The organism is Paludibacterium yongneupense DSM 18731 (assembly GCF_000422925.1).
Lineage (GTDB): Bacteria > Pseudomonadota > Gammaproteobacteria > Burkholderiales > Chromobacteriaceae > Paludibacterium > Paludibacterium yongneupense.
The window spans coordinates 55221-68646 of the sequence record NZ_KE383962.1; the positions used below are offsets into that span (position 1 = coordinate 55221).

At 60.1% G+C, this 13426-nt stretch carries 13 protein-coding genes; 8 read left to right on the plus strand and 5 right to left on the minus strand.

All coding sequences use genetic code 11. The features are described 5' to 3' along the window. Positions 1-80 precede the first annotated feature (80 nt). The 4 genes from G520_RS0120235 to G520_RS0120250 all read left to right on the plus strand — a co-directional run bounded on the left by G520_RS0120235 (position 81) and on the right by G520_RS0120250 (position 2781). Entirely contained in the window at positions 81-548 is a 468-nt protein-coding gene (locus tag G520_RS0120235; protein ID WP_028537247.1) for a methylated-DNA--[protein]-cysteine S-methyltransferase, read from the plus strand. Next, the gene (xerD, locus tag G520_RS0120240) at positions 532-1413 is read left to right on the plus strand and encodes a site-specific tyrosine recombinase XerD (protein ID WP_028537248.1); all 882 of its coding nucleotides are present in this window, start codon (positions 532-534) and stop codon (positions 1411-1413) included. Before G520_RS0120235 ends, xerD begins: the two co-directional genes overlap by 17 nt. A 134-nt stretch (positions 1414-1547) precedes the next feature. Further along, on the plus strand, positions 1548-2102 hold the full coding sequence (locus tag G520_RS0120245) for a PEP-CTERM sorting domain-containing protein (protein WP_211222890.1): 555 nt from the start codon (positions 1548-1550) through the stop codon (positions 2100-2102). A 118-nt stretch (positions 2103-2220) separates the two neighbouring features. Then, positions 2221-2781 carry a PEP-CTERM sorting domain-containing protein gene (locus G520_RS0120250; RefSeq protein WP_028537250.1) on the plus strand — a complete coding sequence of 187 codons (561 nt, stop codon included), beginning with the start codon at positions 2221-2223 and terminating at the stop codon, positions 2779-2781. A 116-nt stretch (positions 2782-2897) separates the two neighbouring features. On the opposite strand, the gene clpA is transcribed toward G520_RS0120250, so the two are convergent. Together clpA and clpS are read right to left on the minus strand one after the other, a co-directional pair. Next, positions 2898-5171: an ATP-dependent Clp protease ATP-binding subunit ClpA gene (gene clpA, locus G520_RS0120255; protein WP_028537251.1), complete on the minus strand. Its 2274-nt coding sequence runs from the start codon at positions 5169-5171 to the stop codon at positions 2898-2900. Further along, positions 5171-5479, minus strand: a complete 309-nt coding sequence (clpS, locus tag G520_RS0120260) for an ATP-dependent Clp protease adapter ClpS (protein WP_028537252.1) — start codon at positions 5477-5479, stop codon at positions 5171-5173. The genes clpA and clpS overlap by 1 nt, the downstream gene beginning before the upstream one ends. A 231-nt stretch (positions 5480-5710) precedes the next feature. Between clpS and G520_RS0120265 the strand changes: the two genes are divergently transcribed. Both G520_RS0120265 and G520_RS0120270 read left to right on the plus strand, forming a co-directional pair. Next, positions 5711-5917 carry a cold-shock protein gene (locus tag G520_RS0120265; RefSeq protein ID WP_028537253.1) on the plus strand — a complete coding sequence of 69 codons (207 nt, stop codon included), beginning with the start codon at positions 5711-5713 and terminating at the stop codon, positions 5915-5917. A gap of 278 nt (positions 5918-6195) precedes the next feature. Then, positions 6196-6387, plus strand: a complete 192-nt coding sequence (locus G520_RS0120270) for a hypothetical protein (RefSeq protein WP_028537254.1) — start codon at positions 6196-6198, stop codon at positions 6385-6387. Between the two features lie 45 nt (positions 6388-6432). Here G520_RS0120270 and icd read toward each other — a convergent pair whose 3' ends face one another. Beyond that, positions 6433-7680, minus strand: coding sequence for an NADP-dependent isocitrate dehydrogenase (gene icd, locus G520_RS0120275; protein ID WP_028537255.1), 1248 nt, complete (start codon positions 7678-7680; stop codon positions 6433-6435). 214 nt (positions 7681-7894) lie between these two features. Between icd and G520_RS23635 the strand changes: the two genes are divergently transcribed. Then, entirely contained in the window at positions 7895-8503 is a 609-nt protein-coding gene (locus G520_RS23635; protein ID WP_051229554.1) for a pseudouridine synthase, read from the plus strand. Positions 8504-8530: 27 nt separating this feature from the next. After that, a complete protein-coding gene (aceK, locus tag G520_RS0120285) occupies positions 8531-10288 on the plus strand; it encodes a bifunctional isocitrate dehydrogenase kinase/phosphatase (protein ID WP_028537256.1) in 1758 nt (585 codons plus the stop codon). A gap of 42 nt (positions 10289-10330) precedes the next feature. Here aceK and G520_RS0120290 read toward each other — a convergent pair whose 3' ends face one another. Both G520_RS0120290 and mutS read right to left on the minus strand, forming a co-directional pair. Next, positions 10331-10756, minus strand: a complete 426-nt coding sequence (locus tag G520_RS0120290) for a hypothetical protein (RefSeq protein WP_028537257.1) — start codon at positions 10754-10756, stop codon at positions 10331-10333. Between the two features lie 59 nt (positions 10757-10815). Next, on the minus strand, positions 10816-13362 hold the full coding sequence (gene mutS / locus G520_RS0120295) for a DNA mismatch repair protein MutS (RefSeq protein ID WP_028537258.1): 2547 nt from the start codon (positions 13360-13362) through the stop codon (positions 10816-10818). Between the last annotated feature and the right edge of the window lie 64 nt (positions 13363-13426).

Consider the following 13426-nt stretch of genomic DNA (forward strand, 5'->3'; position numbering starts at 1 on the left):
AGCGGCTTTACCGATAGCGTATTTTGCTATCATCAAGCGCAAGGCTCCGCCTTGCGCTTTTTTCATTTGTGGAGACCGCGATGCAGTACAGCGCCGTCATCGCTACGCCGTTGTGCCGCCTGGGAATCCTGACCCGGGCCGACGCCCTGTTGTCCTTGTCGTTTGTCGATGCCGGGACGGCCTTGCATGAACCTGTGGCCGGTGGGCTTGAGGCGGAGGTTGCACGCCAGATCGCCTGTTATTTTGCCGATCCGCGCTATGTTTTCAACCTGCCACTGCATCCTGTCGGTACGGACTTCCAGCTGCGGGTGTGGAGGGCGATCGCCCGGATTCCAGTGGGGGAGACACGGTGCTATCGGGAAGTGGCCAGCGAGGTTGGCAGTATCGCGCGCGCGGTAGGCGGAGCCTGCGGCCGCAACCCCTTGCCCATTATCGTGCCCTGCCACCGGGTGGTTGCCGCCGCCGGCCCCGGAGGGTTCAATCGCGGTCAGGATCGGCTGATGATGGGCATCAAACTGGGGTTGCTGCGGCATGAATACGCGGGATGATATCGATTCTTTCCTCGATCAGCTCTGGCTGGTCGACGGTCTTTCCGCCAATACGCTGGCAGCCTACCGCCGCGATTTGAACAAGCTCGCGCAGCGCCTTGAACAGATGGGCAGCTCGCTGTCCGGGGCCGATGCCAGCACACTGGCCGTCGCGCTTGCCAGCCGTGAGGATGAGAAGCCGGCGACGCGCGCGCGCTTGCTGAGCGCAGCTCGCCGGTATTATCAATCGTTGTTGCAGCGCGGCGAGCGTGCGGACGACCCTTGCCTGCGGCTGGCTGCGCCGCGCGGTGCCGCGCGCTTGCCGAAGTCCTTGTCCGAAGCGCATGTCGAGGCTTTGCTGGCGGCCCCCGATTGCTCGACACCACTGGGCCTGCGCGATCGTGCGATGTTTGAAGTCCTGTATGCGACCGGCCTGCGGGTGTCCGAGTTGGTCGGCCTCAGTCTTGGGCAGGTGAATCTGGTCGAAGCCTGGGTGGCCACCGTGGGCAAGGGCAACAAGGAACGTCTGGTGCCGCTGGGAGAAGTTGCGCTCGACTGGGTGCAGCGCTATCTGCGCATGGCCCGCCCGCTGCTGTTGGCCGGAGCAACCAGCGACGCCCTGTTTGTCACGCAGCAGAAAGGTGCGATGACGCGGCAGATGGCCTGGTATCTGATATCGGGCTATGCGCGCCGCATCGGGCTGAGCGCGGTCAGCCCGCACACTCTGCGGCATGCCTTTGCCACCCATCTCGTCAATCACGGCGCCGATTTGCGTGTCGTGCAGCTGCTGCTCGGCCACGCCGATATTTCCACGACCCAGATCTATACCCATGTCGCGCGCGAGCGCCTTAAAAACTTGCACCGTTCGCATCATCCGCGCGGTTGAGTGCCTGTCCTTTCTGCGTATTCATTATAATTTCCATTTCGTTAAAATAATACCGTTGTCGTTGATCCGTCGGCAAGAAGCCAATGGCCGGGGAGGGCTCCCCACCGCGACGACCCTTGCGGAAAGGTGTGAGAATGCGTGAATGGATGGCAGTGCTGATGATGGCGATGCCCGGATGGACACTGGCGGCATCGATGGTCGTGAATGGTGATTTTGCAAGCGGCAGTTTCAGCGGCTGGACGCTGTCCGGGAATACGAGTTACAGCGCAGTGTCGCCGGGAAGAGTGTTTGGTCACAAGCAATACCTGGCCTTGCTCGGCCCGAGTGGCGGCACCGGCACCCTGGCTCAGCAGCTGAATACCATTCCGGGGCAGCATTACCGGCTGAGCTTCGATCTGAAGTCGCTACTGGCGGCGCCGACGGAATTTCTGAGCGCAAGCTTCGGTGGTCAGACCGTGTTTCAACGTCATGATGCGGCCTTCGGCTGGGAGCATTTCAGTTTCGATGTCGAGTCCATGGGGGCACAGAGTCTGCTCAGCTTCACCTACCGCGACGACCCCGGGTTTTTCCATTTGGCCAATATCAGCGTCACGCCGGTACCGGAACCCGAAGCGGCGGTACTGCTCGGCCTCGGGCTGGCCGGCGCCTTGCTGGCCCGTCGTCGTAAAGGACGCATCATGGCCGGGTGAGCCGACGATTTACTACTTTTTCCTTATGTCGCTTGTTGTTGTTATTAAATATAATTGCATAGCATGTGAGCACGTTTTGTGAGCACGGCATACAGTCAAATCGGCATGAGGAAATTCCATGAAAAAATTAACGGCAGTACTGGCATTCGTGGCGATGGCATCTTCCTCGATTGCCATGGCGACCAATCTAGTCGTGAACGGTAATTTCTCCAACGGCACCTTCTCCGGCTGGAGCCACACCGGCGATACCAGCTACGACTACATAAGCAGCGACCTTCTGAATGGAACGTTGGTGCACAGTGCTGCGTTAGGCCCGGTCGGCGACAGCGGAACGCTGTCGCAGGTTCTGGCGACGACCGTCGGGCAGGCCTATTCCATCAGCTTTGAATGGAAGGCGGATGGCGGGGACGGAAGCTCCTACCTGCGAGCGCTGTTCGGCAATAACAGCGTATTCAGTACGACGAGCACCAATCAGGGCTGGACGCTGGCGACGGTGAGCGGAGTTGCCACCGCACCTTCCACCGTGCTCCAGTTCAACTACCGCAACGATCCAAGCTACTACCAACTGACCGATATCTCGGTTTCGGCGGTTCCCGAACCCGAAAGTTATGCTTTGCTGGGGCTGGGATTGACCGGTGTTCTGCTGGCCCGGCGCCGCAGAGTGGCAGCCGCCGTCTGAAATCGTCCCGCGACGGCTCCGCCGCTCCGGCCTTCGGCCCGAGCGGCGTTTTTTCTGGGGCGCCCGGCAATAAAAAGCCCGCCAGGTGATCGCTGGCGGGCGGTTTGCGGCGTGTTTCAGAGGGCTGCGGTGGCGATTTCCTTCTCGGCGAACTCGAGTGTCACCTTGCCGTCGACGACGGTGACCGTCACTTCGCCGCCATCGCTCAGACGACCGAACAGCAACTCGTCCGCGAGGGCTTTGCGGATGGTGTCCTGAATCAGACGTGCCATCGGGCGGGCGCCCATCAGGGGGTCGAAGCCATTCTTCGCCAGGAACGCGCGCAGCTCGTCGGTAAAGTGCGTTTCAACCCGTTTTTCCGACAGCTGCTGCTCGAGCTGCATCAGGAATTTGTCGACAACCTGAATGATGACTTTTTCGTCGAGCATGTCGAAGGGAATGATCGCGTCCAGGCGGTTGCGGAACTCGGGGCTGAACTGGCGCTTGATGGCGCCCATCTCGTCCCCGTTCTGCCGACTGTTGGTAAAGCCCAGGCTCGGCTTGGCCAGCGATTCGGCACCGGCGTTGGTGGTCATGATGATCACCACGTTGCGGAAGTCCGCCTTGCGCCCGTTGTTGTCCGTCAGCGTTCCATGATCCATCACCTGCAGCAGCACATTGTAGATGTCCGGGTGGGCTTTCTCGATTTCATCGAGCAGCAATACCGCGTACGGGTGCTTGGTGATGGCCTCGGTCATCTGGCCGCCCTGTTCGAAGCCGACATAGCCGGGGGGTGCACCGATCAGGCGTGACACGGCGTGCCGTTCCATATACTCGGACATGTCGAAGCGTATCAACTCGACTCCGAGGGCATAGGCGAGCTGGCGCGCGACTTCGGTCTTGCCGACCCCGGTCGGACCGGAGAACAGGAAGGAACCGATCGGTTTCTGCGGGTTGCCCAAACCCGAGCGCGACATCTTGATCGCCGTCGCCAGCGCGTCGATGGCCTTGTCCTGGCCGAATACGACGCTCTTGAGGTCTCGATCAAGCTTGCGCAGCACATTGCGATCGTCGCTGGAAACCGTCTTGGGCGGGATCCGGGCGATCTTGGCGACGATGTCTTCGATCTCGGACTTGTTGATCACTTTTTTCTGCCGTGACTTGGGCAGGATCTTCTGTGCCGCGCCAGCCTCGTCGATCACGTCGATCGCCTTGTCCGGCAGATGCCGGTCGTTGATGTAACGTGCCGACAGCTCGGCCGCCGTGGTCAGCGCTCCGACCGTATAGCGTACACCGTGGTGCGATTCGAAGCGCGACTTCAGACCCTTGAGTATCTCGATCGTCTGTTCGACGGTCGGTTCGGCGATGTCGATCTTCTGGAAGCGCCTGGAGAGCGCATTGTCCTTTTCGAAGATGCCGCGGTATTCGTTGTAGGTGGTTGCTCCGATGCAACGCAGGCTGCCGTTGGAGAGCGCAGGCTTGAGCAGATTGGACGCATCCAGCGTGCCGCCCGATGCGGCGCCTGCACCGATCAAGGTGTGGATCTCGTCGATGAACAGAATGGCGTGTGGATCGTCGGTCAACTGCTTGATGACCGCCTTCAGACGCTGTTCGAAATCACCCCGGTACTTGGTGCCGGCGAGCAGGGCTCCCATGTCCAGGGCGTAGACCGTGGCCTGGGAGAGGACTTCCGGAACCTCGTTGTTGACGATGCGCCGCGCGAGCCCTTCCGCGATGGCTGTCTTGCCGACGCCGGCCTCACCCACGAGCAGCGGGTTGTTCTTGCGTCGACGGCACAGGATCTGCACGGTGCGCTCCAGCTCGTGCTCGCGTCCGATCAATGGATCGATCTTACCTTCGCGCGCCAGCGCATTGAGGTTCTGAGTGTAGTTTTCCAACGCACCTCCTGCCGTGGCATTTTGCTCTTCACCTTCGCTCTCGCCCTGTTCGCGCGGTTCGCTCGGTTGTTGCGGCTGCCGCTGCTTGGTGATTCCGTGCGAAATGAAATTCACCACATCAAGTCGGGAAATTCCCTGCTGATGCAGGTAATAAACCGCGTGCGAATCCTTTTCGCCGAAAATAGCAACCAGAATATTGGCTCCGGTGACTTCTTTCTTGCCCGAGGACTGCACGTGCAGGATCGCGCGCTGTATCACGCGCTGGAATCCCAGCGTAGGCTGTGTCTCCACTTCGCCTTCGCCGGGGACGGTCGGCGTATGTTCGTCAATGAAATCCGTCAGCTGTTTCTTGAGCTGATCCAGATTGGCACCGCATGCGCGCAGCACATCGGCTGCGGACGGGTTGTCAATCATCGCCAACAGCAGGTGCTCAACGCTGATGAACTCGTGCCGTTTCCGCCTGGCGTCCATAAACGCCATGTGCAGGCTTACTTCAAGCTCTTGGGCAATCATCAGTTTTCCTCCATCACGCACTGGAGCGGATGCTGGTGCGCTTTCGCATAGTGCAACACCTGCTCAACCTTTGTTGCAGCCACATCTTTGGTATAAACACCACACACACCGTGGCCATGCGTGTGTACCTGAAGCATGATACGGGTCGCCTGTTCGCGGTCTTTGCGGAAAAAACGTTGCAAAATATCGACCACAAATTCCATTGGCGTAAAATCGTCGTTCAATAACAAGACTTTATACAGGGGAGGCAGCGTGGGCCTGACCCGCGACGCCTCCAGAAGGGCGTCATCCTTGTGCTGCGTTGACATGTCGTCTTTCAGGAGACCGCTCACTACTTTAATTTTGGTTCCGACAGGATTTTTTTCAAGTGCCTAAAAATCTTTTACCTTATGGCTTGACGATTGCACAAGGGTTGCGTAGAAATGCAGGAAGGTGCTTAGCTTAATTGATTTGCATGGGATTCGGGCACGCGTCCGAATCCGTTAAGCTTTAGTTGTTCGGCCTCACCCGCCTGTTTATGCATACTGCAAGGATGTAAAATGGCAACTGGTACCGTCAAATGGTTTAACGACGCTAAGGGCTTTGGCTTCATTACCCCGGATGAAGGTGGTGAAGATCTGTTCGCTCATTTTTCGGCCATCAATATGTCGGGCTTCAAGACCCTGAAAGAAGGGCAACGTGTAAACTTCGACATCGTGAACGGCCCGAAGGGCAAACAAGCGTCCAACATCCAGTCCGCTGCCTGATCGTCGGATCCGTTCCGCGACCCGATCACACCGGCAGCCTGGATGATTCAAAGAACCCGCCATCGGCGGGTTTTTTTATTCCGCCGCACCTGCCTTCGATTCAGTATCGCACATTGTCCACCCGCTTACGCGGCGAGAATCCGCTTTTATTGTCCCCATGCGCAAGAGGGCGGCCGCCATTGCCTGCGACCGCGCCGGCTTGACCCCTGCAAGGCCCGCCCGTACAACGATTGCAGCGTGGGTGCTGTACCCATGCCGCTTCGAATGGAGGACTCGTCATGTTGCGAACTCGTGTGACCATCGCCGCCCTGTGCCTGCTGGCGGCAGACGGCGCGGCCGCCGGCAACGGCTACGGCTATTGTCGCGATCAAGTCAGGGCGGCTCACGGCTATGCCAATGCCTCTGCTTTGGAAAAAGCGGTGCTGGATGCCAAATACATGGGGGAAATAGCGTTGTGCATGGCCGGCTGATCGCAGCCAGAGGGGCCGCGCGCGAGCGCGGCCCCGGGGGGAGGCTTACATGCGGGCGATCATCGCGTCGCCGAAGCCGGAGCAGCTGACTTCGGTCGAGCCGTCCATCATGCGCGCGAGGTCATAGGTGACCTGCTTGTCGGCGATGGCGGCGGACATGCCTTTGATCACCAGATCGGCGGCTTCGGTCCAGCCCAGGTGGCGCAGCATCATTTCGGCGGACAGGATCAGCGAACCCGGATTCACCTTGTCCTGGCCCGCATAACGCGGGGCCGTGCCATGGGTGGCTTCGAACACGGCATAGTTGTCGGAGATGTTGGCACCCGGGGCGATACCGATGCCGCCAACCTGCGCGGCCAGCGCGTCGGAGATGTAGTCGCCGTTGAGGTTAAGCGTGGCGATGACATCGTAGTCGGTCGGGCGCAGCAGGATTTGTTGCAAAAAGGCATCGGCGATGCAGTCGTTGACCTTGATCGTACGGCCGGTCTTCGGATTGACGAAGGAGCACCACGGCCCGCCATCGATGGGTTGCGCGCCGAATTCCGCCTGAGCAAGGGCATACCCCCAGTCGCGGAAGCCGCCCTCGGTGTACTTCATGATATTGCCCTTGTGCACCAGGGTCACGCTGTCGCGATCATTGTCTACCGCGTACTGTAACGCAGCACGGACCAGGCGGTCGGTGCCCTCGCGCGAAACCGGCTTGATGCCGATGCCCGAGGTCAGCGGGAAACGGATCTTGGTGACGCCCATTTCGTCCTGCAGGAAACGGATGAGCTTCTTGGCCGGTTCGCTTTCGGCCGCCCATTCGATCCCGGCGTAGATGTCTTCCGTGTTCTCGCGGAAAATCACCATGTCGACTTGCTCCGGATGCTTGACCGGACTCTGGATGCCTTCGAAGTAACGTACCGGGCGCACGCACTGGTACAGGTCGAGTTCCTGGCGCAGGGCGACGTTGAGCGAGCGGATGCCGCCACCGACCGGGGTCGTCATCGGCCCCTTGATCGACACGGAAAACTCCTTGAGCGCAGCAAAGGTTTCGGCCGGGAGCCACTCGTCGGGTCCGTACAGACGGGTCGATTTCTCGCCGGCGTAGACTTCCATCCAATGGATCTTCTTGCTGCCGCCATACGCCTTGGCGACTGCAGCATCGGTGACTTTGATCATGACCGGAGTGATGTCCACGCCGATGCCGTCGCCTTCGATGAACGGGATGATCGGATTATTCGGGACGGCTTGACCCGGGATGATTGCCTGGCCTTCCAGTGGTCGCTTGATCAGTGTTTTAGCGCTCATGCCTACTCCATCATTGTCAGTCGGTTTTCGAGTCTCATCGGCAAAGCATAGTGCCTGGGCGGACTGCGCGAGGGTTGGTGCGGGCGGCACCGTGATGCTGCGGCCCTGTCGATCCGGGGCCTTCCCGACGACAGACCGCCAGTGTGGCCGCGGCGCGTGCCGTGGCTGCACATCCTTGTTATTATCATGTAATTCCCCTGTAACCGCCAGACCAATGCCCGAGCTCATTCTGTTCAACAAACCCTACGGGGTGATTTGCCAATTCTCAGGCAACGAATTGCGGCCGACTCTGAAAGATCATATTGATGCGCAAGGCTTTTATCCAGCCGGGCGGCTCGATACCGACAGCGAAGGCCTGCTGCTGCTGACCGATGACGGCGGCTTGCAGCACCGCATCGCCGACCCGCGCTGGAAGCTGCCCAAGACCTACTGGGTCCAGGTCGAGGGCCTGGCGAGCGACGAGCAGCTGGAGCGCCTGCGCCAGGGCGTTGACCTTGGCGATTTCATAACGCGTCCGGCGCTGGCGGAGCGTATGCCATCTCCCGATGTGTGGCCGCGGCAGCCGCCGGTGCGCTTTCGCAAGACCGTCCCCGACGGCTGGCTTTCCTTGACGATACGCGAAGGAAAAAACCGGCAGGTGCGGCGCATGACGGCCAAAGTCGGCTTGCCGACCTTGCGGCTCGTGCGCGCGGCGATCGGGCCGTGGTCTCTCGACGGGCTGGAGCCAGGGCAGTGGCGGCGGCTGAGTATTGAGCTTGCGGATTTGCCGCGAGTCGATCATGCTGACGGCATGGCTGGGCGCCGAGGCCGCCGATCTTCCTGACACGTCGGGCGCCCTTGCGGGGGCGCTATGGAGATTCCCGAGTACTACAACCCTGTGGCGCGCGACATCGCCCAAGCGTTGATAGATGGCTTCGACAAGCATTATCGCCTGTTTCGCGATTGCAATCGGCGCGCGAAGGATCTGTTCGAGTCCGGCGACTGGCAGGGTATCCAGCAGTCGATACGCGACCGCATCCAGTTCTACGACGACCGGGTGGCGGAGACGGTTGGGCGCCTGCTCAAGGAGTTCCACGCCGAGTTGCTGGACGATGAGATCTGGCAGCAGGCGAAGCTCTATTACATCGGCCTGCTGACCAACCACAAGCAACCCGAACTGGCCGAGACTTTCTTCAATTCGGTCTTTACCCGCATCCTGCACCGCGACTATTTCAACAACGATTTCATCTTTCTGCGTCCCGCGATCTCGACCGAGTATATCGAGTCCAATCCGCCGTCCTACCGCAGCTACTACCCGCAGGGCGGAGTCCGCCACGTCATCGGCCGCATCATCGCCGATTTCGGCTGGTGTCGGCCGTTCGCAAACCTGCGTCGCGACCTGGCTCTGGTGCTGCGCACCTGTCGTGACCATTTCGGCGGCAGCTGGCCGCGCATCGAAGCCAATTTCCAGGTTCAGGTGCTGGCCTCGGCGTTCTATCGCAACAAGACCGGTTATATCTTTGGCAAAGTGATCAATGGCGGGCTGCAATACCCGTTTGCAATCCCGGTCCTGCACGATGCGAAGGGGGGCTTGTATCTGGACACCATTCTGCTCGAACCGTGGCGGATAGGCGTGCTGTTTTCGTTCAGCCGCGCCTATTTTCTGGTCGATATGGAGGTTCCTTCCGGCTATGTCCAGTTCTTGCGCTCCATGCTGCCGACCAAGAGCAAGGGCGAGTTGTACACCATGCTGGGCTTGCAGAAGCAGGGCAAGAATATCTTCTACCGCGATCTGATCCACCACCTGCAGCACTCCAACGACCGTTTCATCGTCGCGCCCGGCATTCGCGGTCTGGTGATGCTGGTGTTTACGCTGCCGTCCTATCCCTATGTGTTCAAATTGATCAAGGATGTGTTCGGAGTCAGCAAGGAGGTCGATCACGACACCGTGCGTGCGAAGTATCGCCTGGTGAAACGGCACGATCGCGTGGGACGCATGGCCGATACGCTGGAGTTTTCCAATGTCGCCTTTCCGCGCGAGCGCTTCACTGCCGAATTGCTGGATGAACTGCGAAGGCTGGCGCCGTCGATGATTGAGGAGGGCGAAGACAGCATCGTCATCCGCCACGTCTACATCGAGAGGCGAATGAAGCCGCTCAATCTATTTCTGCAGACGGCGAGTCCGGAAGAAAAAGAAGCGGTGGTTCGCGACTATGGAAATGCGATCCGTGAGCTCGCGTGTGCCAATATTTTCCCCGGTGACATGTTATTTAAGAATTTTGGTGTAACAAGGTATGGCAGAGTAATATTTTACGATTATGACGAAATCGAATATATGACCGACTGCCAGTTCCGGCAGATTCCGATCGCGCCGACACCGGAGATGGAGATGTCGGGGGAAGTCTGGTACCCGATTGCGCGCAACGATGTGTTCCCTGAGGAGTTTGCCACCTTCCTGCTGGGGGATCCCGACGTGCGGCGGATTTTCATGCGCTATCACAGCGATCTGCTGCACGCCGAGTTCTGGCGCCAGAAGCAGCTCAGCATACGCGCGGGGGTGATCGAGGACTTCTATCCCTACCCCGAAGCGATGCGTTTCAGCTTGCGCTATCCCGAGCGCTACGGATGAGAAAGGGGCGGGGAGAGAGCGGGCTTCTCCCCCCGGAAAGGGTCATTCGACGCTGAAGTCACATGGGAGGATGTCGAAAAACGCTACCGGGCCCGCGCTGGTCAGGCCGACATGGAAGCAGCAGTCCATGGCAACAGGAGAGTCCGGCGTTTCCGCCGCGCGGATGATCTCGAATAGAACTTCCACTTCCTTGAACTTCTTGTTGATTTTTACATCCTGACGCAGCCAGTCCAGAATCGCCTCGCGTTGCGGATGCTCGCCTTCCACGGTGAGAGTGGACTGCGGGCAGGAGACCAGGTTGATGGCCGGTGGAATGCCTATGCCCCTTGCCTTCAGCTGTCGACGAACCAATTCGTCGAAAATGCTCAGATGGCGCTTGGCGCGGCGGCGGAAGCTCTCCAGAGAGACCGTGCCGGCGTGATCGCTCGGACCGAAGTAGCGTGTCAGGGCATGACTTGCTTGCTGCATTACCGCCTCCTCTGCTGAAACAAAAACTTAGTCTAGGCCAATACCAAAACAATACCACCCTAATTTAGCATTTTTTTGCACTCGAACAGAAAATCAAGGGCCTGACGCGGGGTCAAATCGTCGATCTCGAGATCGGCAAGTTCGCCGAGCAAAGGGTGGGGCTCGGCAGCCGCCGGCTGCGGGGCTTGCGAAAACAGGTCGGGCTGGTTCATCGCCGCTGACTGGTTTTCCAACTCGACCAGGTGGCGCCGCGCTTCGCGTATCACCCTCGGCGGAACGCCGGCCAGTTGCGCGACGGCCAGGCCGTAACTCTGGCTGGCCGGACCTTCCTCGACATGGTGCAGAAAGACGATGCTGTCCTTGTGCTCGACAGCGGACAGGTGCACGTTGGCCACGCTGGGGAAATCGCCGGCCAGGCGCGTCAGCTCGAAATAATGGGTGGCGAACAGCGTGTAGCTGCGGTTTTTTTCGATCAGCGCGCGCGCGATTGCCCACGCTAGCGCGAGGCCGTCGAAGGTCGATGTTCCGCGCCCGACTTCATCCATCAGCACCAGACTCTGCGCTGTGGAGTTATTGAGGATGTTGGCGGTTTCCGTCATCTCGACCATGAAGGTCGAACGCCCGCCGGCGAGATCGTCCGAGGCGCCGATGCGGGTAAAGATGCGGTCGATCGGGCCGATGACGGCGCGCGTGGCCGGCACGAAGCAACCGATATGGGCCATCAGGGTGATCAGTGCGGTTTGTCGCATATAGGTCGACTTACCGCCCATGTTCGGACCGGTGATCAGCAACAGCTTGCGGCTTTCGCCCAGGCAGACATCGTTGGCGATAAAGCGGTCGACTTCGTTTTCGACCACCGGGTGGCGGCCTTCGCTGATTTCCAGCGTGACCTGCGGGACGAACTCGGGCTCGACATAGTTCAGCGTGGCGGCACGTTCGGCAAAAGTGGACAGCAGGTCGAGGCTGGCGACGGCTTCGGCGATCTGCTTGAGTTCGACGATATGCTGCGCGAGGCGGTCGAGCAAGTCTTCGTACAGCGATTTCTCCAGGGCCAGCGCACGGTCTTGCGCGCTGAGCGCCTTGTCCTCGAATTCCTTCAGTTCGGGGGTGATGTAGCGCTCCGCGTTCTTCAAGGTCTGGCGGCGGCGGTAGTCGTCGGGCACCTTGTCGCTCTGGGCGCGTGAGACTTCGATATAGAAACCATGCACGCGATTGAATTCGACTTTCAGGGTGGCGATGCCGCTGCGCTCGCGCTCGCGCGCTTCCAGCTCCAGCAGGAATTCGCCGCAACGCGTTTCGATCGTGCGTAATTCGTCCAACTCCGCCGAGTAGCCGTGATTGATCACGCCTCCTTCGCGCAGGAAGGTCGAGGGCTCGGGCAGGATGGCTGCAGCGAGCTGTTGCGCGAGAGGCGACTGTCGCGGCAGGGCGTGTGCCAGCTGGCGCACCAGCCCGCTATCGACCTCTTCGATCAGCGGCGCAAGCCGTTCCAGCGCGAACAGCGAATCGCGCAGTGCGGCCAGGTCGCGCGGGCGGGCCGAGCGCAGTGCGATGCGAGCATTGATACGCTCGATGTCGGCGACTTCGGCCAAGGCGGCATCGATGCCTGCGCCGCCGCTTTGCAGCGCCTTGACCGCCTCCAGCCGCGCGGCGATGTGCTCATGCTGGCGCAAGGGATGGTGCAGCCATTGGCGCAGCAAGCGGCTGCCCATACTGGTGGCACAGCGATCCAGCAGGGAGAACAGGGTTGGCGAACTTTCACCGCGTATGGTTTCGGTCAGTTCCAGATTTCGCCGCGTGGCGCCATCCATGCGAATCAGGCTGGCATTGTCCTCGACCGTCAGCGCCGAGATGTGTGCGGGATTCATCCCCTGGGTCGCTTTGACATAGTCGAGCAGGGCGCCGGCCGCCCCGATGGCCAGCCCCATGCCTTCGGCACCGAAGCCGGCCAGATCGCGGGTACCGAAATGGCGTGTCAACGTTTTCTCGCCCGAATCGGCATCGAATTGCCAGGCCGGTAGTTTCTTGCGTGCGAGGGCGAGCGAATCGAGCACCTTGAGGTCGAGATCTTCGGGCAGCAGCAATTCTGCCGGACGGATGCGTTCCAGTTCGCTGACCAATTCTTCGCTCGGGCACTGCAGTATCTTGAAGTCGCCGCTGGACAGCGACAACCAGGCCAGGCCGACGCGGCCCTTGCCCGCTGCCATGGCCATCACCGCGGCATCGCGCTTGTCGTCGAGCAGGGCGGCATCGGTAACGGTGCCGGGGGTGACGATGCGGGCGACTTTACGCTCAAGCGGCCCTTTGGTGGTGGCCGGGTCGCCGAACTGCTCGCAGATGGCGACCGATTCGCCGAGTTTGATCAGACGGGCCAGATATTGTTCGAGGGCATGAAAAGGAATGCCGGCCAGCTTGATCGGCGTGCCGGCCACCGCGCCGCGCGTGGTGAGCGTGATGTCGAGCAGACGTGATGCCTTTTCGGCATCGTCGAAAAACAGCTCGTAAAAATCGCCCATCCGGTAGAACACCAGTTTATCCTGGTGTTCCCGTTTGATGTCCATATAGGCCGCCATGGCGGGGGTCAGTTTGGGCGCGGCGTCGGTCATTAGTATTCACTCGTACTGCATCGGGTCATTAGGAGAGGCGACGCGAAGGCGTCATTCCGGCGTC

Excerpts from the sequence above, each read along its gene's own strand:
- xerD (WP_028537248.1), top strand. The coding sequence starts at position 532 with ATGAATACGCGGGATGATATCGATTCTTTCCTCGATCAGCTCTGGCTG.
- G520_RS0120250 (WP_028537250.1), top strand. The coding sequence starts at position 2,221 with ATGAAAAAATTAACGGCAGTACTGGCATTCGTGGCGATGGCATCTTCC.
- G520_RS23635 (WP_051229554.1), top strand. The coding sequence starts at position 7,895 with ATGCCCGAGCTCATTCTGTTCAACAAACCCTACGGGGTGATTTGCCAA.
- G520_RS0120265 (WP_028537253.1), top strand. The coding sequence starts at position 5,711 with ATGGCAACTGGTACCGTCAAATGGTTTAACGACGCTAAGGGCTTTGGC.
- G520_RS0120270 (WP_028537254.1), top strand. The coding sequence starts at position 6,196 with ATGTTGCGAACTCGTGTGACCATCGCCGCCCTGTGCCTGCTGGCGGCA.
- clpA (WP_028537251.1), bottom strand. The coding sequence starts at position 5,171 with ATGATTGCCCAAGAGCTTGAAGTAAGCCTGCACATGGCGTTTATGGAC.
- G520_RS0120235 (WP_028537247.1), top strand. The coding sequence starts at position 81 with ATGCAGTACAGCGCCGTCATCGCTACGCCGTTGTGCCGCCTGGGAATC.
- mutS (WP_028537258.1), bottom strand. The coding sequence starts at position 13,362 with ATGACCGACGCCGCGCCCAAACTGACCCCCGCCATGGCGGCCTATATG.
- G520_RS0120290 (WP_028537257.1), bottom strand. The coding sequence starts at position 10,756 with ATGCAGCAAGCAAGTCATGCCCTGACACGCTACTTCGGTCCGAGCGAT.
- clpS (WP_028537252.1), bottom strand. The coding sequence starts at position 5,479 with ATGTCAACGCAGCACAAGGATGACGCCCTTCTGGAGGCGTCGCGGGTC.
- aceK (WP_028537256.1), top strand. The coding sequence starts at position 8,531 with ATGGAGATTCCCGAGTACTACAACCCTGTGGCGCGCGACATCGCCCAA.
- G520_RS0120245 (WP_211222890.1), top strand. The coding sequence starts at position 1,548 with ATGCGTGAATGGATGGCAGTGCTGATGATGGCGATGCCCGGATGGACA.
- icd (WP_028537255.1), bottom strand. The coding sequence starts at position 7,680 with ATGAGCGCTAAAACACTGATCAAGCGACCACTGGAAGGCCAGGCAATC.